This window comes from Streptomyces sparsogenes subsp. cuspidosporus (genome assembly GCF_039532705.1).
Taxonomy (GTDB): Bacteria; Actinomycetota; Actinomycetes; order Streptomycetales; family Streptomycetaceae; genus Streptomyces; species Streptomyces sparsogenes.
The window spans coordinates 1-20030 of sequence record NZ_BAAASD010000026.1; the positions used below are offsets into that span (position 1 = coordinate 1).

The following is a 20030-nucleotide window of genomic DNA, read 5'->3' on the forward strand; positions in this document are numbered from 1 at the left end:
AGCCGGGCGTTCGCCGACGCCTGCCGCCAAGCCGGCGTCCGTCAGTCCATGAGCGCGATCGGCAGCTCGGCGGATGACGCACTCGCCGAGTCCTTCAACGCGACGTTCAAACGCGAGACGCTCCAGGGTCGCAAGCACTGGTCCAGCGAGCGCGAAGCACGCCTCGACGCGTTCCGCTGGCTGCACCGCTACAACACCCGACGCCGTCACTCCCGCCTCGGACATCGCAGCCCGATCGCCTACGAGACAGCGTCCAAAACAACATCAACTACGCTGGCACCAGCCGCATAACCCCTGTCCAGGACTCGGGGTCAAGGCCCCATCGACGTTCCCCCTGTTTCAAGGCTTCATACATCGCGCCGTGTCCGCGCCGGTGCTCGGCCGTGAGCGTGAGATCCACCGGCGTGGTCACCGGGCCGTCAGCGCACAGTAACGCGTCGGTCAGCTCGAACAATGTGTTCCCGCGCACGGTCAGACAGTCGAAGAAGTCATCCCGGAAGCGTGACGCCACCGCGAACGGCTCCCGTTGGATGGCAGGTTGCAGCAGACTCATTCCCCACGGCCTTCGTGCTGGTCAGGTGCGCCTTTGGTCGGAGCACAGGATCAGACGAAGGCCGTGTTCACGTCCCCCGAATCCTCGTTCGGGCGATCATGTTCGGGTCATAGTCCGAGGCCGACAAGACCTCGCCGTTTAGCCGAGTTGGTAGTCGAACCAGATGCGATGCGTGCCGTCAGCATCAACGGCCATCCCTCCGGCCCCGGAGATCCCGGCCAGCTCGCCGGTGCCGCTTGAAGGCACGATGGTGAAGAACTCCGCTGTGCGGTCGCTGCCAGATGTTGTCGCCGAGTGCACGAAGTTGAAGGCCCCCTCCCGTCCCTGTAGCGACCCTTCGAATGACTCCATGGCCACATAGGTGCCGACGCCGGTCGACTGGTCGAACGCGGCAGTGAACAAGGTCGCCGAGCGCCCCGCGACCTCCCCCTCGAAGTGCTTCTCCATCGTCGCGACACCTACCGGCAGCCCAGTGGACACGGCAGGCTCAGGCTTCAGCTCAGTCGGGACGAACGCTTTGACGGTGAAAGTTGCCGTAGCTCTCATGCGCCGACCGTACCGGGGCGGTCTGACAACGCGGCTGGACCATAGGTGACCCCCGCGCCGGGAGGCGAAAGAAAGCGCAAAGAACAAGCTCAAAGAGCGTTTTGTTCCACCAGGGGCGTTTGTCTGCAGTTTGGGGTGACGGGCCGCTTCGGGACAGCCGAGGGAGCGGATATCCATTGTCGTAGGTGCGGTAGGTGACGGCTTTGGAGAGCTCTATTCGCCTCCTTCGCTCCTGTCTGATCCCAACATGCCGCCAGTCACCCCTGTTTGCGCCCTATGGAGAGACGACGCGCGTCAGTACTACTGAGACATGTCTCGCCGACAGCGGCCTTATCCGAGTGACTTGTCCGACGCCCGTTGGGAACTGAGCCCACTCTGACAGCCTGGCGTGCCGAACGCAGAGGGAAAGGCTTAGCCATAGGCGGGCCGCCCGAGCACGACCTGCGCCGGATCATGGACGCGATCCTCTACGTCGACCGGACCGGCGGCGTCGACACACTCGGCCTCCTCCTGGCCGTGCTGGTTACGGCCGCCGGCGTCTCCGACAATGCCGGTGGCATTCATGTGCTTTCGAGCATCGCCGCTGACCACCCGCGCATCACCAAAGCGTGGGTCGACAACGGCTACCGGACCAAAGTCATCGACCATGGTGCCCGCCTCGGCATTGATGTGGAAGTCACTCGCCGCGATCCCGCCCAGAAGGGCTTCAAGGTGATTCCGCGGCGTTGGCCATCGACACCAAGCCGAGAGATCGCACCTTGATTCCTCACACCTCGTCAAAGGCCTCGAGCAAGCGCTCGTACGCCAGCTTCGGCCGCAGGGCCGCGTCCCACGGCAGGGAATCGGCCGTGCGCGGAGGATAGATCTTGGTGTCGGCGGTGGAACCGTACCGGTCGGTGAATCCCCATGTGGAGAACGATGTGCAGTTCGGCTCCTCCAGGCAGACCCGCAACTTGCCCGCCATCTCATCAGCCTGGGTCTGCCGCCCGTCCTCCTCGTCCTCACCTATGGGGACGTCCATCTCCGACACCCGCGCCTGAACCCCGAGCTCCGCCAGATCCCGCACATGGCTGCGGAAGGTCTCCGGGTCGATGCGGTCGCCGGGTGCGTACTCATGGTTCTGGAAACCCACGCCGTCGATCGGTACGCCGCGCTCCTTGAGCCGCTTGACCAGATCGTAAAGGGCGTCCCACCGCTCGCCTTCCTCCTCGACCCCGTACTCGTTGAGGAACAGCCGTGCCTTCGGATCGGCCCGGTGGGCGGCCCTGAACGCCTCGTCGATGTACTCCTCGCCCATGGCCTCGAACCACGGGCTCTGCTCGGAGCGCAGACCGAGATCCCCGTTGGTGTAGCTCTTCTCGTCGTCGGACATGGGCTCGTTGACCACATCCCATTCCGCGACCTTTCCCTTGAAGTGCCCGGCGACCATGGCGATGTGCCGGAGCATGGTCCGGCGCACCTCCTCGGGGTCGTCGTTCTCCCGCATCCAGTTGGGCAGAGCCTCGTGCCAGACGAGGGTGTGCGCGTGCACCTTCATGTCGTTTGCGCGAGCGAAGCGTACGAGTAGGTCCGCGTCGCGGAAGTCGTAGACGCCCCGGCGTGGGTGGAGGAACTGTGGCTTGAACGCGTTCTCCGGAGTGAGCATGGAGAACTGGCTCCCCGCGAGCGCCCGGTAGCGTGAGTCGGTGAGCAGCGGGTTCTCGGCCAGGGCGGCGCCGACATCGAACGGCCGCCCCACGTCTGCGGCCCGCGCACGCAGCGAGTCGTCGGACTGCTCCTGGCGTAGCTGCGGCGCCTTGATCACGCGGAGCGAGTCACCGCTCTCTGCCCGCGCGATCAGCTGCGTCAGACGCCATCCCTCGCGGCGCTCGTCTTCGCCCGCGTCCGCCTCCAGACCGAACCAGACAGTGCCCTCGGCGAACACCCCCGGGTCCCGCACGGTTCCCAGCCGCCGCCCGTCGGCTTTCACGCGGAAGGTGTCACCGATGCTCGACACGGCGAGCGTCACCGTCCCGGAGCAGCCGCAGTCGAAATCCTTGGAGGTGGCTGGCTCATCGCCCTCGCCGTCCCATATCTGTACCTTCACTTGTCCGTCAGCGGTCACGCCGACGTGGAGTGAGGGCCGCTCCTGCCGCCACTCGTCGTAGATGACCGGTACACGTCCGTACAGCCGCAGCCATGAGTCGCCGTCATCGTCACCCACACCGGACATGCGCGCGGTGACGGTGAAGTCGCCATCGGACCTAAGATGCGGGCCGGCCAGGTTCAGCGGGGGGTTGGGCTGGCCGCCGGAGGAGTCCTGCTCCACGATGCGCCGATCCAATGCGCTGACCCGCAGGACGCCGTTCCGCGCGGTGGTGCCCGGCATCTGCGTCCAGTCGTGGTTCCGCAGCAGGTCTTCGTCGTTTCCGCCGCCCGCGCCTTCGCCCTGCCCCGTACACCCGGCCGCCACCGCCATGACGAGCACCACGGCGGTCAGTCGCTGCCGCGTCCCCCCACCAAGGCCCACGTTCCCTCCCACTCTCTTGTTCGAGACGAGATCAACGTCTCGAACACGGGCCACAGTTCATCACACGTGAGGTACCGCGGCCTTGTGTGGCACGTCCCAGCTCGTGTGGCGGAGCGGACCCGGATCGTTGCGGCCTGCGCGGAAGGCGCATCGAACACGCCTGAGCCTTCGGCAGTCGTGTTGATCACTGACTGAGCGCATCCAGTACCGCAGCCACCTCATAGACGGCTGCCTCACCGAGACCGGCCACCATCAGGCTGACCTGAGTAACCCAGCGATATCACGAGTTCAACCTCAGCAACCGCGGCCCGCCCCCCATGAACCAGTGGGGTGTACTGGCGGTACACCCCACTGGTGCGTATTATGCGTTCATGCCTCTTCCTCGTTTCGACCGCCTGCCCGCCGAACGCCGGGAGCACATCCTGGGAGTCGCGCGTCGGCACTTCGCCGAGCACGGCACCGAAGGCGCCTCCTACAACAAGATCATCGAGGCGGCGGAAGTCTCCAAGACCGCCGCCTACCACTACTTCGACGGCCGGGAGGACCTGCTCACCGCGGTCCTCGACGGAGTCCTCGACCGACTGCTGGACGCCCTCGGACCCTGGGACCCGGCCCGCGACGAGGAGGACTTCGGCGCCCGGTTCACCGCTGGATCCGCCGCGCTCGCCGCCCACCTGAGGGACCACCCCGAGGACCTGGCCCTCGCCGACGCCGCCATTGGGCGCAGCGACGGAAGCCCGTGGCTCGACTGGTTCGGCGCCCTGGTCACGGACGGCCGTCGGCTCGGGATGATTCGTACCGATGTGGACCACGCACTGATGGTGTCGGCGACCGCCGCCGTCGTCCGGGCCGCGGACGCCTGGGCCGTGGCCCTGATGACGAGCGGATCCCTCGAAGGCCTCCCGGAGGGTGACCCCCCGGACCAGCTGTGGAGCCTCCTGCGCGGCCTGTGGGGTGCAGCGGCGACCGCGGCCCCCGGACAGGAGCCGAACGATGCGCACTGACCTGAGGATCTCCTGGGAGATACCGGCCATCCCGTCCGGCCTCGCCGGCCGCCTGGAACGGTTCATGGGTCCGGGCAAGTCCCGCTCCGAGTCCGCGGTGGAGACCATTGGCCTCCTCGGCTGTGCCCTGCTGCTGGCCGCCGGACTGTGGAGCTCGGGAGCCGCACGCGACTGGTCGACAGGGCAACTCGTCGTGGTCGCCCTGGCCGGGCTCGACCTGATCGGCGGGGTCCTGACCAACGCCACCAACGCCGCGAAGCGTTGGTACCACCGGGCCGACCCGGCGGCGCGGCGCGCCCGGCTGCTGTTCGTCTCGGCGCACCTGATCCACCTCGCCGCGATGGGGCTGTACGTCCTCTCCGGCGACCTCGCCTGGACCTCGGCGAATGCCGCCCTGCTCCTCGGCGGGGCGGTGGCGGTGGAGTTCGCGCCCGTCCACCTCAGACGGCCCGTGGCGATGGCGGTGTTGATGGCAGCCGTCCTGGTCAACCTGTTCTGGCTGCCGGTGCCGGCCGCGCTTGCCTGGTTCGCACCACTGTTCTTTCTCAAACTGCTCGTCTGCCACCTCGTGCCCGAGGCGCCCCTGGAGCGGGGTCGGGATGTCTGAGGACCTGGCTGCCGCGGCCTCCCGCCGGATCGACACCGACCCCGACCCGACCGCCTGCGCCGATCTGCTGGCCGCCGCGTTCGCCCGGGAGCCGGCCGTCTCCTGGATCTGCGGCGGCGCGCACTCCGCCCGCGCTCGCTGGTTCCGCGCCACCCTGCGCACCCACGCCGGCCTCGCCGGGGCCCGCCGTACGGCTCTGGTGGACACCGAGGGACGGCTCCTGGCCGCAGCCGTCCTGACCCCGCCGGGCGCGACCCCGCCCGCTGGCGCCCGCGCGCTCTGGGCAGCCCGGACCCTGCTGAGCAGCGGGCCGCACGCCCTCGGCCGGACCCTGCGTTATCTGGACGCCACCGAGGGCGGGGCCCCCGCGGGGGCCTGGACCCTGGAGTTCGTCGGAGTCCGTCCGGACCTCACCGGCCGTGGAGCGGGCCGCACCCTCCTGGACCACGTGCTGACGACGACGCCGGGAGCAGTCCACCTGACCACGGCGGACCCGGCGAACGTCCCCCTGTACCGCCACTTCGGCTTCACCACGCTCGGCGAGACCCCGCTGGGACCGCTGACCGTCACATCGATGGCCCGCGTACCGAGCCAGAAGACTCATGAAGATCTTGGGGTTCTGGCCCCGCCGTGTGAGCGGCGGGGCCAGACTCTTCGTTGTGGTGATGGGGGAATGGACCGGGGAGACGGTCGGTCCGGATGAGTTCAGTCAGTCCTCATCAGGAGTAGGGGGACGGTACAGGATCGGCCGGTGGCGGGCCTGGATCGGGGGATTGGCGCCGTGTGGGCGCGCCGCCGGCCGTAGCGGCTTGGGGGCGGTAGCTGCCACGGGGGCGAGAGAACAGGGGGCCGTACGCCGACTCGGCGAATCGGGCGGGTCTTGGGGCCTGCCCGCGTTTGCGACCGATTGGCCCCCTGTTCTCGGAGGCTCGCCCCCTGGTGGCTGCCTAAAAGCCGCGTAGGCCGTCGGCCTCAGCCACAACGCGCCAGGCTGTGCGGCGGTCGGCTACCAGTGAACGCTCGCGGGTGCGCTGGGAGCGCGGGCGGCTGGCGCCCGCCGGGACAGCGGCCGCCACGCCGCAGCCCGGCCCACCTTCAGAAAGTGAAGTCATTTCATCCACTCGTGCTCGTACTTGGCGTACGTCCCGTCGTGGGTGGCCAGATGCACCCACTGGTCGACGTACTCCTTGAACTCCTGGTCGCCGCGCGGCAGGGCGTACGCCTTCTCCGAGAAGGAGAACGGCTTGTCGGGGTGGACGGCGCACAGCTCCGGGTGGATCTTCGCCTGGTAGCGGGTCTCGCTGGCGTCGGTCATCATCACATCGGCGCGGCCCGCGATGATCTCGTCGAAGATCGTGGTGTTGTCCGGGTGGACAGTGAGGGTGGCCCGCTTGATGTGGGCGCGGGCGAACTGCTCGTTGGTGCCGCCCGGGTTGACGATCACCCGCACGCCCGGCTGGTCGATGTCCTCCAGCGTCTGGTACTTCTCCGCGTCCTCGCAGCGCACCACCGGGGTCTTGCCGTCGGTCAGGTACGGCTCGCTGAAGTACGCCTTGCGGGCCCGGGGCAAGGTCACCGACACCCCGCCCATGCCGACGTCACAGCGCCCGGCCGCCAGGTCGTCGACCAGCTTGGCCCAGGTGGTGGGCACGAACGCGGGCTTGGCGTCCAGGCTCTTGGCCAGGTCGCGGGCCATGTCGATGTCGATGCCGGTGTAGTCGCCGGACTTGGGGTCGCGGTAGGTGAAGGGGCGGTAGTCGCCCGTCGTACACACGCGCAGCACGCCGCGCTCGGGCACCCGGTCGAGCAGCGTGCCGCGCTGGTGCCTGGCGGCGGCCGCGGGCGAGGCGGCGGGCGCGGCGGCCAGGGCCGAGCCGGCCGCGGTGGCGGCCAGCACGGCGGCGAGGGCGGACAGCGTGACGGAACGTCGCATGGCGACTCCTTCGCACAGGCCGCGGCGAGCGGCACAAAACGGTACTCACGGCGCACACGCGGCGGGGGCGCGCGGTGCGCGTGATCACGGCGCGCTCAGGGTGGCAGAACGCGCCGCTCGGCGGAACCCGTTGACCACCTGCTGAAACGCGCCGCGGCCGGCGCCCCGTCAGGAGCCCTCGGGCGGCGCGACGTCCCGCAGGCGGGCGAGGAGCTCGGCGACGCGCTTGGCCACCACGTCCCGGTCGCCCTCCGTCAGCGCCGAGCCCATCCCGCAGGCCACCGCTCCGGCGGCGATCCACTCCGGGGCGTCGGCCACGGTCACCCCGCCGGTGGGCAGCAGGGCGGCCTGCGGCAGCGCGGCCCGTACGTCCTTCACCCAGCGGGGGCTGTGGGCGGAGGCCGGGAAAAGCTTCAGGGCGTCCGCGCCCAGCTCCATCGCGCGCACCATCTCGGTGGGCGTGGCGACGCCGGGGAAGACCGGCAGGCCGTAGCGGTGGCCGGTGCGGATCACCTCCGGGTCCAGGCTCGGCGAGACCAGGAAGCGGGCGCCCGCGTCCACGGCCATCCGGGCGGAGGCGGCGTCGAGCACCGTGCCCGCGCCGATCACCGCGTCGTCGCCGACCTCGCGGACCAGGGTGGTGACGGCCTCCAGCGCGAAGGGGGTGGTCAGCGAGAACTCCACCGTGGTGAGGCCGGCCGAGAGCAGGGTGTCCGCCGCCGCGGCCGCGTGGTCATAGCTGTCGCTGCGGATGATGGCGAAAACCCGCTGTGCGAGCGCGGCCCGGGTGGTCTCCCAGCGGTACACGGCAATTCGCCGCCTTTCCTCTCAGAAGGGTCTCCTGGGGATGCCGCTCCGGATTGCCTCCGGGATATGCGGCAGTTCGCTGTGCGATTGTCTGCGGGGGGGGAGGGTGAGGGGTCCCGGGCTCAGCGGTGGACGGGGTCGGCGCCGTCCTCGAACGCGGCCAGGGCCCGCTCGCGCCCGTCCGCGCTCGGCAGCCCGTCCGTGTCGGTGGCGCTCTGGACGACCAGCGCGGCCACACAGGCGGCCTCGGCGAGCGCCCGCGACTCGGACAGCCCGCGCAGCCGGGCCGACAGATATCCCGCGGCGAAGGCGTCCCCCGCGCCGACCGGGTCGGTGACCGGCACCGGATAGGGCGGCTGGTCCCAACGGCCGCCCGCGGTCAGGGCGGTCGCGGAGCGGTCGGCGCGCTTGATGACGACGGTGTGGGCCCGGCCGTCCAGCAGCTCCGCCGCGGCCTCGTCGGCGGACCTCGCGGTCAGCAGCTCCAGCTCGTCCTCGCCCGCGAGGACGAGGTCGGCCTCGCGCAGCAGCCGCCCCGCCGTGTGCGCCCACTGCGCCGCCCCGCCCAGCTTGCGCCGCACGTTCGGATCGAAGGAGACCTCCGCTCCGGCGGCGCGGGCCAGCTCGATCAGCCGGTCGGTGGCGGCCGCCGCGGTCGGCGACAGCATCGGGGTGATCCCGGAGATGTGCACCAGGCGGGCGCCGGCGACGGCCTCGGCGGGTATGTGCTCGGGCGCGAGCCGGGAACCGGCCGAGCCGGAGCGGTAGTACTGCACGTCGATGGCGCGATGCGGATGGCTGTCGCGCAGCAGCAGCCCGGTCGGGGCCTGCTCGTCCACCCCGGCATGGGCCACGTCCACACCCTCGGCGCGCAGCTCGCGCAGCACGGCCCGGCCGGCCGGATCCGCGCCCACCCGACCCAGCCAGCGGGCCGGGTGGCCGAGCCGGGCCAGGCCCATGGCCACATTGGACTCCGCGCCGGCGACCGAGCGGCGGAAGTGCACGGCCCGCTCCAGAGGGACCCCGGGCTCGGCGAGCAACAACAGCATCGCCTCACCACATGTGACCACGTCCGGGCCGCTCGCCAACGGTGCCTCCCCTTGCTCCCGCACAACGCCGTCTCCCGGAAACGCTACCGGGCGCCACCGACAGCCGTCCCCGCGGGGGTTGGGGCGCGGCCCGCACAACGCGGCGGCCGCTGCCTGCGAGCAGGCAGCGGCCGCGGTGCGGGGGGTGGCGGTCTTGAGTGGTCGGCGGCTGGTCGGCGGCCGGTCAGCAGCCGTGGTCGACCAGGTCGAACGACGCGTAGTGGTCGGCGGTGTAGTAGTCCTCGTCCGTCTTCTTCCCGGTGACGATGCGGCGGGCGCCACGGTCGTCCGAGCCGGGGGTGACGACGGTGTACTCGTGGTAGTAGCCGCTGGTCTGGGTCGGCAGGACACCCTCGCGGTTCTGGAAGACGGTCCCGTCCTGCGGGTACGGGAAGGGGCCGCCGGCCTCGATCAGGTCCAGGGTGTCATGGGCCTGCGAGGGCAGGTCGGAGTAGCAGATGTCGCCGACGGCCGCGACCTGGGACATCGACGGGGCGGCCTGGGACACGGACAGGGGCGCGAGCGGGGCGTGGGGGGCGAGCGGGGTGGCCGTGGCGGCGGCGGCCGGGCCGCCGATGAGAAGGCTCGTGGCGAGGGCGCCGAGGGCACCGATGCGGGCGATCCGTGGGGGGATTCTCATGCCCCTCAGCATGACGCGCGTAGACCATGACATGTCAATGCCAAGTCGCCGGAGTTTCCCCGGCGTTCACAAGATCCCCCCGAAGCGCCGGGAGACGTGACGAAGGCGTAACGCCCACTATCGGCGGAGGGGGTCCAGGGGTCGGCTGCCACCTTTGCCTCAGAGGCAAAACTTTTGCCCCTGAGGCGAATGCTGGCTATACCGGAGGCATGACCCCGCTCCCCGAGGGGCCCGCCGACGGGCCTCCCTCCGAGCTGCCCTCCGTCGCGCCGCGCCTGCGCGACCTGCGACGGCGCAGCGGCCTGACCCTCGAAGCCGCCGCCCGGGTGGCCGGGCTCTCCCCCGCGCACCTGTCCCGCCTGGAGACCGCCCGGCGCCAGCCCTCGCTGCCCATGCTGCTCGCGCTGGCCCGCACTTACGGCACCACGGTATCCGACCTCCTCGGCGAGGCCTCCGCCGAACGCGACCCGATCCTGCGGGCCGACCGGATGGAGGCCTCGCGGGTGGGCGGCTGGACGTACTGGCGGGCCGGCGGCCCCGGCCGGGCGATGCAGGCCCTGCGGGTGCACGTACCGGCCGGGCCCGGCCCGCAGGAGGACCTGGTGCGGGTCCACCCGGGCGAGGAGTGGCTGTACGTCACCCGGGGCCGGCTGCGGCTGACCCTCGGCGAGACCGTCCATGTGCTCGCCGTCGGCGACGCGGCCCACTTCGACTCGTTCACCCCGCACCGCATCGCCGCCGCCTCGTCCGGCGGCACGGACCTGCTGTTCGTCCACACACTGCTGCAGAGCGGCACGGCCGACCTGTGTCTCGGGGACGCCGCCCGCGGAGGGAGGCACCACACGCCATGAGCGACGCCGACAGCACCCCGGGCACCGCCGCGCCAGGCGGCGCGGCGCAGGGCCGGCCCGTACGGGAGGAGGACCGGGCGCCGATGGCGCTCTCGGTCCGCGTCTTCATCTACCTCGTCGGGGTCCACTTCATCGCCGCGTTCCTCTTCCTGCTGTTCTACCTGGGCGGAGCCAAATAGCCCGGCCGCCGACGGCGGCCCGGTCACCCCGCGCGGCTGGAGCCGCCTCCGGTCACCCCGCGCGGCTGGAGAACAGCCCGCCCGTCGGCCCCTGCTTGTCCCCGCCCTGCGCCTTCTTCAGCGCATTGGCCAGCCCGTCCATGGTCAGCGACTGCAGAATCACCCGGCCGTCGCCCTCCAGCGTGGCCAGGGACAGGCCCTCGCCGCCGAACACGGCGTTCATCAAGCCCTGGCGGTTGAGCCCGCCGATGCGCTGCACGCCGTACTGGATGCCCTCCTCGAAGGCCACGATGCAGCCCGTGTCGACCTCGATCCGGCCGCCGAAGTCGGCCGGGTTGAGGTCGATGAAATTGCCCGCACCGCAGATGATCACCGTGCCGCGCCCGGTGAACTTCTCCAGCACGAACCCCTCGCCGCCGCTGCGCCCCGTCCTGCCGCCCTGGAAGGCGATGCCGAACTCCACGGTCGACTCGGCCGCCACGAACGCGTCCTTCTCCGCGAACCAGGCCCGGCCTCCGTCCAGCTCCAGAGCGCGCATCTCCCCGGGCAGCACGCCCGCGAACCCGACGGTCCCCTCGCCGCCGGTCGAGGTGAAGTACTGGAAGGCGAGCGACTCCCCGGCCAGCGCCCGCTGCCCCACCTGCATGGCGGTGCCCATGGCCTGCCGCAGCATGCCCCCCATGCCCCCGCCCCCGCCGCCGTTCCCCCCACCGTTCCCGCCGCCGGGGGCCTGCCCTCCGCCCGACCCGGCGCCGGGCCCGGACAGCCGGGTCTCCATCGTCACGTTCGACGTCTTGAACAGGAACTTCCCGGCCTCGCAGTAGACGGTCTGGCCGGGCTGGAGGCTGCAGACCGCCATCTGCATGGCGTTGCCGACGATCTCTTGGCGCAAGGTCACAGCAGGACTCCTCGGGGCGGACATGGCGGATATATCGCATAGCTACGGATGAGCTGCCCGGTGAACGAGCGACCCGACTCCCCGGGTTCCACGGGTCGGCGCAATCCGGGTCACAGATCGGTCGACCCGCCTCTTGTCATGGACTGGTCCACCCGCGGGACCGCTCCGAGCCGCGAGCCGCCCGGAGGCAACTGCACAAAACTTTCCGCCCGTTGTGACAGATTGCCGCCGCCGGCCGCGTCTACGGGGTGGCCGCACTTCTTCGGCGGCCATCGGACTCGGCCCCACTGGGACCGGGGTCCGAGCTGATCGATTCACCGAGAGGGGGGAGCCGTCGATGACCGCAGTCGACGACGCCTTCCCGCGCGACCCCGCGGCGCACCACCGAGCGGACGGCCGGGCCGGCCAGGTCCGCGCCACCGCCCGGCCCGCCGCCCGCGGGGTCACCCCCGACGGCCACCCGACGCTGCGCCACACCGTCGGGCCCCGGCCCGGGAGGTCCGCATGAACGAGGAAGGAATCGAGGAGGGAAACGAGGAGGAATTCGACGCGCGGGAGGATTTCATGGCCTGGTGTCGCGAACACACCGGGCCGCTCCGACGGACCGCGCGGAGGCATGCCCGTGACCACCAGGCCGCGGACGACGCCGTACAACACGTATTGGAGAGCTTCTGGAGGAAATGGGAGGTGGCCGACCTTCGCCGGAAGGTCAAGAACACACCCGGATACGCGCAGCGCTGCGTGATCAACGCCTGGCGCTCCATGGAGCGCAGCGAGACCGCGGAGCGCGAGCGCCTCAAGAAATACGCCTCCGGCGAGCCGGTGCCGGAAACGCAGGACCTCTATTCCGACATCGAGTGGAAGCTGAGCCTTCCGCCCATGCTGGACATGCTCAATCCCACCTGGCGTTCAGTCATCGAACTGCGGTACCGACAGGGCAGGTCGTTTCCCGAGATCGCCGCGCTGATGGGCATCTCGGAGTCGACCGCCCGCCGATTCGACAGGAGGGCGCTCATCGCCCTCGCGGAAGCCGAACGGGCGTGGGGAGAGAAAGGAGGCGGGGATGGACGTCGTTGAACGTCTCGCCCTGGCATCCCAGCACGCTTCCCCGGATTCGGTTCGGCCCGACGACGAGACATTCCTGGCTCGGGTGTTCCCCGATCCGGGATTCGTCTCTTCACCGGTGTCCGCTACGGGGACCGGCCGCGGTGCGGCCGGCCCCCGGCGGGCCGAATCCGAGGAAGACCTCGTTCAGGAGGACGCGATCCCGCCCGGCCCCGGCCGGGAGGAGCTGCTGGACGAGCTGAAGGAAATCACCCGAGACGACCCTGGAATGGAGGGGGCCCGACTCCGACGTATCGCGGAAATCGTGGAGCTCCTGGACGGCGAAGAAGCGGCCTACGCGTGGTGGCGCCACGCAGCGCGGGCCGGCGACGAAGTAGCGGTCGCTGTCGTTGAGGAACTGCACGCGGAACAGAAATTCCCGGGAGAACGGCCCAGCGTTTTCCCGCTGATCGCAGCGCTCGGACCTGGACGGGGGTCAGGGCCGAACGAAGCGTGACGTATATTCGCGCATGCTGTGAAGGTTAGGCACAGCGGCGCGATTCGGGGGGAGCGGGGCCCGGACTCGGACCAAAGGGGGTTATCCGAGTCCGGGCCCCAGCCGTATTTCTTTCTCAGCTACGCGCACCCTCGGCTGGGCACACCCTCGCTCCGCACGCCCTTCTCTGACGGAATCCACTCCCCGGCCGCGTCTCCTCCATGAAGAACGCATCGAGGAGGCCAGGAAATGCACAGGACCCGCACGACCCGAACGACCGCACAGCGGCGGCGGACAACCGGCCGGGCATGCACGCGGCATGTGAAGAAGGGCCTCGGTATCGCGCTCGGCGCCACGCTCAGTTCCCTGGTCAAGCTCGGGTGGGAGCATGTGCTCCGGCACCACGGCCTGTGACCACCCGCCCCACCTCTGAAGGGAACACCACCATGGCAGACAGCCCGGCGGCCACGGCCCGCGCGATGTGGCCCCTGTTCGAGCCGATCCACGCGGTCACGTACTTCGCGCCGGAGGCCCTGGCCGCCTACGAGGACGCGGGTCTCCGCGGCTTCTGGCGCGGCTACTTCGCGGGCCGTGCCGCGCCCCTGGGGCCGGTCGGGCCGGAGCCCGTCGTGGCCGCGTTCTTCGGCTTCGCCCCCGCCATGGTGGCCCGCGCCCTCCCCGCCGTCTGGGCCCTGGCCGCCCCCGAGCGCGCCCTGGAGCTGCGCCGGGCGGGCGCCACCGCCGCGCTGACCCGTCTGCTCGCCGGATACGAGCACGAGGTGGAGCGGGCCGCCGAGGCCCTGGCGCCGCTCGCCGCGGGCCTGGACCACGCCGGGCGGGTGCTGACCGCCGCGTACGGCGCCCTGGACTTCCCCACCGACCCCGCCGGACGCCTCTGGCACGCGGCCACCCTGCTCCGTGAACACCGGGGCGACGGCCATGTCGCGGCCCTCGTCGCCGCAGGCCTCGACGGCTGCGAGGCTCTGGCCCTCCGTGCCGCCGCGGACCTGCCCCGCGCCGAACTCCAGCCCTACCGCGGCTGGACCGACGAGGAGTGGGAAGCCGCCGAACACCGCCTGCTGGAGCGCGGCCTGGTCACCCCGGAAGGCTCCGCCACGGACGCCGGGCGCGATCTGCTGCGTACGGTCGAGGCGGCGACGGACCGGGCCGCCGAGCGCCCCTGGCGGACGCTCGGCCCCGGCGAGGCGGCGAGTCTGGCCGAGCTGCTGACCCCGCTGGCGGGCGCCTGCGGCTCCGCCCTCCGCTTTCCCAACCCGATCGGGCTGCCCAAGCCGACGGGGTGAACGGGTCAGCCGTCGTTCACCTCGTACGTCCAGTCGGTGCAGGTGCTACCGGAGACATATCCCACTGCCCGACCGTCGCATCCTTGTGTGACGCGGGAGGACTGTCCTTGGCGCCGAGCGCCGTCATGATGGTCCTCAGCGCCACCTTCGCGGGCGGTGGCACCGATCAACCGGCACGACAAGGGGGCGGAGTGGTGTGAGCGCTGAGGTCGCGGCGATCAACCTGGGGCGGACCCTGGCGACCCGCGTGGTACGCCTGTGGCTCGACCCGCGAACGCGCGAGCAGGAGAGCCGGATGGACATGTCCGCGCTGATCCGGCGGCGGATACCGGGGCTGCGGGCGCAACGAAGCGTGGAGCGGCAGTTCGAACAGATCGCGGACGCGGTGGCGGCCCGGCGCGAGCCGATGTGCGGGCACGAGTTCGGCGACCTGGACGAGGGCGGGCGGCAGGCGGCGCTCCGCGCCGTGACGGCGGCCTTCGCCCGCGCCGACCTGTCCGACGAGGCGATCCTCGGCTCCGACGCCAACCCCGCCGAACTCGCCCGCCGCGTCCGCACGGCCGCTCCCCCGCCGGCCGGTCTCGGGGAGGCGGCCACGGGCTTCTACGAGCTGCTGCTGGCCGAATGCTGCGACTGCTACGTGCAGGTCCTGCGCCGACTCCCCGTCTTCACCGAACGCGGGATCACCGAGCTGCTGGGCCGGGTCGGCGAGCTGGGCACCGAGCTGAGCCGAGTGCTGGAACGGCTGCCCGTGAGGTCGCTGTACGCACCGCAGGGCGCGGACCAGGACGCCGCGTTCCGCCGTGAGTACCTGGAGTTCGTCAGCCGCACCCTGGACGACGTGGAACTGTTCAGCTTCACCGCGGGGCAGGCGCCGCGTACCAAACTGTCCGTCGCCTACATCAGCCTGCGGGTCAGCACGGACGAGGACGGGCGGGCGGCACGACGGACGGGCCATGGGTCCGTCGACCGGTTACGCGCGGGCATCGGCGCATGGGACACGGCCGACCAGGAGTCCTCGGCGAGCGTGCGGGTCGAGGCGGCGCTGAAACAGTCGCCGCGCGTGCTGCTGCGCGGGGAGGCCGGCTCCGGCAAGACGACACTGCTCAACTGGCTGGCCGTCACCGCCGCGCGGGGCGCCTTCGACGGCGATCTTGCCGACTGGAACGGCCTGGTCCCCGTGCTTCTCAAGCTCCGTCAGTACGCGGCCCGTGAACTGCCCCGCCTGGAACAGCTGCTGGACTTCACCGCCGGACCGCTGACGGGCCATATGCCCGCCGCGTGGGTGGACCGCCAGTTCCAGGCGGGCCGGGTGCTGCTCCTCGTGGACGGGCTGGACGAACTCGTCGCGAGCGAACGCCGCAAGGTCCGCGACTGGCTCCGGCTGCTGCTCGGCGCCTACCCGGACACCCGCGCCGTGGTGACCACCCGGCCGACCGCCGCGAGCGGCGACTGGCTGCGGTCGGAGGGCTTCGCCCCCGTGGGTCTCGAACGGATGACGCCGGCGGACCTGCGCGTCTTCGTGCAGCAGTGGCACCAGGCCGTTGCGGCTGCGCTCCGGCGGAGCGCCGTGTGCGCCGGAAGAGCTGCCGCACTACGAGCGGGCACTGATGGCGAGCCTCCAGGACCGCCCCCATCTGCGGGCGCTCGCCGCGACCCCGCTCCTGGCCGCTCTGCTGTGCGCGCTGCACCTGGGGCGGCGCGGCCGGCTGCCGCGAAACCGCATGGAGTTGTACCGCATCGCGCTGGAGTTGCTGGTGCAGCGCAGGGACGCCGAGCGCGGGGTGCCCAGCGCCCTGGACGTACGGCTGAGCCTCACGGACAAGCTGTGCCTGCTGCGCGATCTGGCCTGGCGGCTGTCGGACAACAACCGCAGCGAGATCGCCCGGGACAAGGCGCTCGGACACGTGGCGGCGAAGCTGCGGTCGATGCGCCATCTGGAGGTGGGCGGCGAACAGGCCCTGGACCATCTGGTGACCCGTTCCGGAGTGCTGCGCGCGCCCGCCGACGACCGTATCGACTTCCTGCACCGCAGCTTCCAGGAGTACCTGGCCGCTGAGGAGGCGGCGGAGGAGGACCGCATCGGCAACCTGATCGAGCGGGCCCACCTGGACACCTGGCGGGAGACCATCATCATGGCCGCCGGACACGCCAACCGCGGCCAGCGCGAGGAGCTGATCACCGGCATCCTCGACCGCGCGGACGCGGAGCGCCGTCACGCGCGTGGGTTACGGCTGCTGGCGGCGTCCTGCCTGGAGACGATGGAGTCGGTGCCGACCGGGCTCGCCGAGCAGTTGGACGTGAATCTCGGCCTGCTGGTGCCGCCCCGGCGCAAGAGCGACGCGGAGTCGCTGGCCGCGGTGGGAGACCCGGTGCTGGGCAGACTGCCGCGCTCGCTCGACGGCCTCACCAGGACCGCCGACGCTGGACAACCTGGGGTTGGGAGAGCTCCCGGCCGATCCTGAGCTGGATTTTCTGGAGCGCCTGCCCCAGCTGGAGTACGCGTCCCTCGAGGGCTCGGGGAGACTTCGAGGTCTCACGGACTCGGCCGTGATCGCTGGTCTCGGGCGGCTGCGTCTGGCGGGATTCGACCTGACCGAGCAGCTTCGGGTCCTGCCCACCGCGGTTCTCCGCGCCAAGGCTCTGTACTTCTACGACTGCGCTCTCCCCGCCGACCTCAGCCCCCTGAACGCGATCCCCTCGCTCACCACCGTGTTCTTCGGGATGTGCCACGGCCCGCATCCCGGCCCGCTGGACCTGTCCTCACTGGCGGGCCGCCCGGCCCACCCGCGCCTCACCGTCGAGGTCGGCAGGAGTCAGGTCGTCACGGGCACCGACCGGCTCGGGCCGGGCGTGCGGGTCCGCTACCTGTGAGTTCAGGGCCTGCCCAGCTCCGCGTACCGCGCCGCGAGCCGGTTCGCGCCCGCCTCCGTCAGTGTGCCGTGCAGGCGGAGGCGGGCGATGCCGCCGTCGGGGAAGATGTCGATGCGGACGTGGGTGGCGGGTGGGGCGGCGGCGAGCAGGAAGCGGTGGACGGTGTCGGGCTGGAGGGGGGTACGGGGCAGGAGTTCGGTCCAGCCGGGGGCGGTGTGGTCGGTGGGGTCGGCGCCGGTGGTGGCGTCGAGGGCGTGGAGGGCGGCCCAGCCGGGGGCGTTGCCCTTGTAGCAGCCGGTGTCGATCTCGACGGCCCGGATCTGGGCGTGTTCGGTGAGCCGGTAGCGGACCCAGTCGTGGCCCTGGTCGCGGCGGCGGCGGGTCTCCCAGCCCTCGTCCATCTTGTGGGAGCGGCCGGGCTGGATGGAGTTGGCGGGCGGGGAGTAGAAGCGGTCGGAAGCGTCCTCGGCGGCGCCGCCGTTCTCCAGGGCGGCCAGGTCGAAGGTGCCGAGGGCGGTGAGCCAGGCGGGGTCGGGGAGGACCTCGCCGTGGACGCGGAGGCGGGCGATGCCGCCGTCGGGGTGCTGACCCAGCCTGAGGTGGGTGAAGCGGCGGGCCGCCGTGACCGGGAAGCCGTTGGCCGCGTGGCCGCCGACGGGGGTGCGGGGGACGAGTTCGGTCCACCGTACGTCGTCGGACAGCAGGTCCTCCGGGGAGGGGGTGCCCGCGACCGAGGTGGCCTCGACGCTGACCGACTGGGGGTAGTTGCCGCGGAAGTGGGCGGTGTCGACGACGATGCCGTGGATGACGCCGGGGGCACCGAGGCGGATCAGGGCCCAGTCGTGGTCGTCGTCGGCGGGGTGCGGGTGGGCGGCGGAGGCGCCGCGCCGGCGGCGGGTCTCCCAGCCGTCCATGACCTTGCCCTTGTGGCCGAAGGCGGCGGGGTCGAAGTGCGGGGGCTCGGTCCGCAGCAGGTTCTCGCGCTCGGCGAAGAACTCGTCGTTGGCGGCGATGACGCTTCCGCCGAGCCGCCGGTCGGCCAGGTCCGCGAGGTGGGTGAAGGGGAGGTCCGCGGTGCGGTAGTCGGCGTACGGGTCGCCGCCGCCGTACGGGCTCGCGTCGCCGGTGAAGCGGGGGATCGGCGCGGTCATGCGGTGGGCTGCCTTTCGAGGAGTCGGCCGGTGGGTGGCGTCGGGGTGCCGTGGTCGGCGATCTTCCGGCCGCGCAGCCAGGTGGACCGTACGACGCCGTACAGGGTCCGGCCCGCGTAGGCGGTGACCTGGTTGCGGTGGTGGAGGGCGGCCGGGTCGACGGTGAAGGTCTCGTCGGGCGCGAGGACGGCGAAGTCCGCGTCGCGGCCGGGCTCGATGGCGCCCTTGTGCGCGAGGCCGACCAGGCCGGCGGGGGCGGTGGACATCCAGCGGGCGACGTCCTCCAGGGTCCTGCCGCGTCGCCGGGCCTCGGTCCAGACGGCGGGGAGGCCGAGCTGGAGGGAGGAGATGCCGCCCCAGGCCTCGCCGAAGTCGCGGGCCTTGAGGTCCGCGGTGCACGGGGAGTGGTCGGAGACGACGCAGTCGACGGTGCCGTCGGCCAGGCCCTGCCACAGCGCGTCCTGGTTGGCGGCCTCGCGGATGGGCGGGCAGCACTTGAACTCGGTGGCGCCGTCGGGGACTTCCTCGGCGGTCAGGGTGAGGAAGTGGGGGCAGGTCTCGGCGCTCACCGGGACGCCCTCGCGCCGGGCGGCGGCGATCATCGGGAGCGCTTCGGCGGAGGACAGGTGGAGGATGTGCACACGGGCGGCGTGCTCGCGCGCCAGCTCGATCAGACCCGCGACGGCCCGGTTCTCGGCCTCGCGGGGGCGTGAGGCGAGGAAGTCGGCGTAGCGGGGGCCGCTGGGTCGCGGGGCCCGGTCGATGAGGTGGGGGTCTTCGGCGTGGACGATGAGCAGGCCGCCGAAGCCCGCGATCTCGCGGAGGGCCGCGTCGAGTTCGGCGGGGGCGAGGTGGGGGAATTCGTCCACGCCGGAGTGGAGCAGGAAGCATTTGAAGCCGAGGACGCCCGCGTCGTGCAGGGGCTTGAGGTCGGGGACGTTGCCGGGGACGGCGCCGCCCCAGAAGCCGACATCGACGTGGGCCGCGGCGCGGGCGACGGCGCGCTTGGTCTCCAGGGCCCGGACGGTGGTGGTGGGCGGGACGCTGTTGAGCGGCATGTCCACGAGCGTGGTGACGCCGCCGGCCGCGGCGGCCCGGGTGGCGGAGGCGAAGCCCTCCCACTCGGTGCGCCCGGGGTCGTTGACGTGGACGTGGGTGTCGACGAGGCCGGGGAGGAGGACGTCGTCCCCGAGGTCCTCCAGGCGGGCAGCGGGCGGGAGGGCCGCGTCGTGGGGCAGAACGGCCGAGATCCTTCCGTCGACCGTGGTGACGGCGACCGAGGCGGCGCGGATGCCCTCGGGGGTCACCACGCGGGTCGAGCGAAGCACCAGATCCGGATCCGCGTCGGACACCCGCGCCCTCCGTTCGTCGACACACCAGGGGCAATACTTCCGCGAAGCGGAATCTACTTTCTGTTCGGGAGTCTTCACCGAGCCGCCTGCCTGGTCAAGCCATCCATACAATGGAAGTCGATTTTCGAACCGCAGAACCTGGCCGGCCGGGGGCGGGTAGGCTGCCCGGTGGCCGGTCGGCCGGGGCGGATCAG

Annotated in this window: 22 protein-coding genes and 3 pseudogenes; 15 read left to right on the forward strand and 10 right to left on the reverse strand. The window is 71.5% G+C overall.

All coding sequences use genetic code 11. From position 1 onward, the window contains the following. Window positions 1-291: integrase core domain-containing protein (locus tag ABFY07_RS26295; protein ID WP_346176855.1), on the forward strand; the 291-nt coding region annotated here is incomplete at its 5' end. A 40-nt stretch (window positions 292-331) separates the two neighbouring features. Here the strand turns inward: ABFY07_RS26295 and ABFY07_RS26300 are convergent. Together ABFY07_RS26300 and ABFY07_RS26305 are read right to left on the reverse strand one after the other, a co-directional pair. Next, window positions 332-553 (reverse strand): annotated as a pseudogene (locus tag ABFY07_RS26300) (transposase); the annotation flags it as partial. Window positions 554-691: 138 nt separating this feature from the next. Next, window positions 692-1099, reverse strand: coding sequence for a DUF3224 domain-containing protein (locus ABFY07_RS26305; RefSeq protein ID WP_346176856.1), 408 nt, complete (start codon window positions 1097-1099; stop codon window positions 692-694). A 310-nt stretch (window positions 1100-1409) separates the two neighbouring features. Here ABFY07_RS26305 and ABFY07_RS26310 point away from each other — a divergent pair. After that, a pseudogene (locus tag ABFY07_RS26310) lies at window positions 1410-1828 on the forward strand (IS5 family transposase); the annotation flags it as partial. A gap of 37 nt (window positions 1829-1865) precedes the next feature. On the opposite strand, the gene ABFY07_RS26315 reads toward ABFY07_RS26310, so the two are convergent. Further along, window positions 1866-3608 carry an endo-1,4-beta-xylanase gene (locus ABFY07_RS26315; protein WP_346176857.1) on the reverse strand — a complete coding sequence of 581 codons (1743 nt, stop codon included), beginning with the start codon at window positions 3606-3608 and terminating at the stop codon, window positions 1866-1868. A gap of 371 nt (window positions 3609-3979) precedes the next feature. Here ABFY07_RS26315 and ABFY07_RS26320 point away from each other — a divergent pair, with 371 nt between their 5' ends. From ABFY07_RS26320 to ABFY07_RS26330, 3 genes are read left to right on the forward strand one after another with little or no spacing between them, the layout of a single operon-like run. Continuing rightward, entirely contained in the window at window positions 3980-4612 is a 633-nt protein-coding gene (locus ABFY07_RS26320) for a TetR/AcrR family transcriptional regulator (protein ID WP_346176858.1), read from the forward strand. Next, window positions 4602-5219: a hypothetical protein gene (locus ABFY07_RS26325; protein WP_346176859.1), complete on the forward strand. Its 618-nt coding sequence runs from the start codon at window positions 4602-4604 to the stop codon at window positions 5217-5219. Before ABFY07_RS26320 ends, ABFY07_RS26325 begins: the two co-directional genes overlap by 11 nt. Continuing rightward, window positions 5212-5922, forward strand: a complete 711-nt coding sequence (locus ABFY07_RS26330) for a GNAT family N-acetyltransferase (protein WP_346176860.1) — start codon at window positions 5212-5214, stop codon at window positions 5920-5922. Before ABFY07_RS26325 ends, ABFY07_RS26330 begins: the two co-directional genes overlap by 8 nt. Before the next feature lie 405 nt (window positions 5923-6327). On the opposite strand, the gene ABFY07_RS26335 is transcribed toward ABFY07_RS26330, so the two are convergent. From ABFY07_RS26335 to ABFY07_RS26350, 4 genes are all read right to left on the reverse strand, one after another. Further along, window positions 6328-7152 (reverse strand): transporter substrate-binding domain-containing protein, encoded by an 825-nt coding sequence (locus ABFY07_RS26335; RefSeq protein WP_346176861.1) that lies wholly within the window; start codon window positions 7150-7152, stop codon window positions 6328-6330. Between the two features lie 168 nt (window positions 7153-7320). Further along, a complete protein-coding gene (locus tag ABFY07_RS26340; RefSeq protein ID WP_346176862.1) occupies window positions 7321-7959 on the reverse strand; it encodes a bifunctional 4-hydroxy-2-oxoglutarate aldolase/2-dehydro-3-deoxy-phosphogluconate aldolase in 639 nt (212 codons plus the stop codon). Between the two features lie 122 nt (window positions 7960-8081). Beyond that, on the reverse strand, window positions 8082-9047 hold the full coding sequence (locus tag ABFY07_RS26345; protein ID WP_346176863.1) for a sugar kinase: 966 nt from the start codon (window positions 9045-9047) through the stop codon (window positions 8082-8084). A gap of 184 nt (window positions 9048-9231) precedes the next feature. Beyond that, a complete protein-coding gene (locus ABFY07_RS26350; protein WP_346176864.1) occupies window positions 9232-9687 on the reverse strand; it encodes a ribonuclease in 456 nt (151 codons plus the stop codon). Between the two features lie 209 nt (window positions 9688-9896). Between ABFY07_RS26350 and ABFY07_RS26355 the strand changes: the two genes are divergently transcribed. Next, window positions 9897-10538 carry a helix-turn-helix domain-containing protein gene (locus tag ABFY07_RS26355; RefSeq protein WP_346176865.1) on the forward strand — a complete coding sequence of 214 codons (642 nt, stop codon included), beginning with the start codon at window positions 9897-9899 and terminating at the stop codon, window positions 10536-10538. Then, entirely contained in the window at window positions 10535-10717 is a 183-nt protein-coding gene (locus ABFY07_RS26360; RefSeq protein WP_346176866.1) for a DUF6126 family protein, read from the forward strand. The genes ABFY07_RS26355 and ABFY07_RS26360 overlap by 4 nt, the downstream gene beginning before the upstream one ends. A 52-nt stretch (window positions 10718-10769) precedes the next feature. Here the strand turns inward: ABFY07_RS26360 and ABFY07_RS26365 are convergent, their stop codons facing one another. After that, window positions 10770-11615, reverse strand: coding sequence for an AIM24 family protein (locus ABFY07_RS26365; protein ID WP_346176867.1), 846 nt, complete (start codon window positions 11613-11615; stop codon window positions 10770-10772). 337 nt (window positions 11616-11952) lie between these two features. On the opposite strand from ABFY07_RS26365, the gene ABFY07_RS26370 reads away from it, so the two are divergent. The 8 genes and pseudogenes from ABFY07_RS26370 (at window position 11953) to ABFY07_RS26410 (ending at window position 17333) form a co-directional block, all read left to right on the forward strand. Further along, window positions 11953-12123, forward strand: a complete 171-nt coding sequence (locus ABFY07_RS26370; protein ID WP_346176868.1) for a hypothetical protein — start codon at window positions 11953-11955, stop codon at window positions 12121-12123. After that, entirely contained in the window at window positions 12120-12692 is a 573-nt protein-coding gene (locus tag ABFY07_RS26375) for an RNA polymerase sigma factor (RefSeq protein ID WP_346176869.1), read from the forward strand. Before ABFY07_RS26370 ends, ABFY07_RS26375 begins: the two co-directional genes overlap by 4 nt. Further along, on the forward strand, window positions 12679-13176 hold the full coding sequence (locus tag ABFY07_RS26380) for a hypothetical protein (protein ID WP_346176870.1): 498 nt from the start codon (window positions 12679-12681) through the stop codon (window positions 13174-13176). Before ABFY07_RS26375 ends, ABFY07_RS26380 begins: the two co-directional genes overlap by 14 nt. A gap of 228 nt (window positions 13177-13404) precedes the next feature. Then, window positions 13405-13569: a hypothetical protein gene (locus tag ABFY07_RS26385; RefSeq protein ID WP_346176871.1), complete on the forward strand. Its 165-nt coding sequence runs from the start codon at window positions 13405-13407 to the stop codon at window positions 13567-13569. A 32-nt stretch (window positions 13570-13601) separates the two neighbouring features. After that, window positions 13602-14459 (forward strand): SCO6745 family protein, encoded by an 858-nt coding sequence (locus ABFY07_RS26390; protein ID WP_346176872.1) that lies wholly within the window; start codon window positions 13602-13604, stop codon window positions 14457-14459. Between the two features lie 247 nt (window positions 14460-14706). Then, a pseudogene (locus tag ABFY07_RS43210) lies at window positions 14707-15939 on the forward strand (NACHT domain-containing protein); the annotation flags it as partial. Window positions 15940-16069: 130 nt separating this feature from the next. Next, entirely contained in the window at window positions 16070-16924 is an 855-nt protein-coding gene (locus ABFY07_RS26405) for an NACHT domain-containing protein (RefSeq protein WP_346176958.1), read from the forward strand. Between the two features lie 85 nt (window positions 16925-17009). After that, the gene (locus ABFY07_RS26410; protein ID WP_346176873.1) at window positions 17010-17333 is read left to right on the forward strand and encodes a hypothetical protein; all 324 of its coding nucleotides are present in this window, start codon (window positions 17010-17012) and stop codon (window positions 17331-17333) included. A gap of 2 nt (window positions 17334-17335) precedes the next feature. Here ABFY07_RS26410 and alc read toward each other — a convergent pair whose 3' ends face one another. Then, on the reverse strand, window positions 17336-18484 hold the full coding sequence (gene alc, locus ABFY07_RS26415) for an allantoicase (protein WP_346176874.1): 1149 nt from the start codon (window positions 18482-18484) through the stop codon (window positions 17336-17338). Beyond that, complete coding sequence (allB, locus tag ABFY07_RS26420; RefSeq protein WP_346176875.1) at window positions 18481-19836, reverse strand: allantoinase AllB; 1356 nt, start codon at window positions 19834-19836, stop codon at window positions 18481-18483. Before allB ends, alc begins: the two co-directional genes overlap by 4 nt. Window positions 19837-20030: the final 194 nt, after the last annotated feature.

What these genes read in the sequence shown, in the direction of transcription:
- ABFY07_RS26305 (WP_346176856.1), bottom strand. Translation starts at nt 1,099, where the DNA reads ATGAGAGCTACGGCAACTTTCACCGTCAAAGCGTTCGTCCCGACTGAG.
- ABFY07_RS26320 (WP_346176858.1), top strand. Translation starts at nt 3,980, where the DNA reads ATGCCTCTTCCTCGTTTCGACCGCCTGCCCGCCGAACGCCGGGAGCAC.
- ABFY07_RS26325 (WP_346176859.1), top strand. Translation starts at nt 4,602, where the DNA reads ATGCGCACTGACCTGAGGATCTCCTGGGAGATACCGGCCATCCCGTCC.
- ABFY07_RS26330 (WP_346176860.1), top strand. Translation starts at nt 5,212, where the DNA reads ATGTCTGAGGACCTGGCTGCCGCGGCCTCCCGCCGGATCGACACCGAC.
- ABFY07_RS26335 (WP_346176861.1), bottom strand. Translation starts at nt 7,152, where the DNA reads ATGCGACGTTCCGTCACGCTGTCCGCCCTCGCCGCCGTGCTGGCCGCC.
- ABFY07_RS26350 (WP_346176864.1), bottom strand. Translation starts at nt 9,687, where the DNA reads ATGAGAATCCCCCCACGGATCGCCCGCATCGGTGCCCTCGGCGCCCTC.
- ABFY07_RS26355 (WP_346176865.1), top strand. Translation starts at nt 9,897, where the DNA reads ATGACCCCGCTCCCCGAGGGGCCCGCCGACGGGCCTCCCTCCGAGCTG.
- ABFY07_RS26360 (WP_346176866.1), top strand. Translation starts at nt 10,535, where the DNA reads ATGAGCGACGCCGACAGCACCCCGGGCACCGCCGCGCCAGGCGGCGCG.
- ABFY07_RS26370 (WP_346176868.1), top strand. Translation starts at nt 11,953, where the DNA reads ATGACCGCAGTCGACGACGCCTTCCCGCGCGACCCCGCGGCGCACCAC.
- ABFY07_RS26375 (WP_346176869.1), top strand. Translation starts at nt 12,120, where the DNA reads ATGAACGAGGAAGGAATCGAGGAGGGAAACGAGGAGGAATTCGACGCG.
- ABFY07_RS26380 (WP_346176870.1), top strand. Translation starts at nt 12,679, where the DNA reads ATGGACGTCGTTGAACGTCTCGCCCTGGCATCCCAGCACGCTTCCCCG.
- ABFY07_RS26385 (WP_346176871.1), top strand. Translation starts at nt 13,405, where the DNA reads ATGCACAGGACCCGCACGACCCGAACGACCGCACAGCGGCGGCGGACA.
- ABFY07_RS26390 (WP_346176872.1), top strand. Translation starts at nt 13,602, where the DNA reads ATGGCAGACAGCCCGGCGGCCACGGCCCGCGCGATGTGGCCCCTGTTC.
- ABFY07_RS26405 (WP_346176958.1), top strand. Translation starts at nt 16,070, where the DNA reads ATGGCGAGCCTCCAGGACCGCCCCCATCTGCGGGCGCTCGCCGCGACC.
- alc (WP_346176874.1), bottom strand. Translation starts at nt 18,484, where the DNA reads ATGACCGCGCCGATCCCCCGCTTCACCGGCGACGCGAGCCCGTACGGC.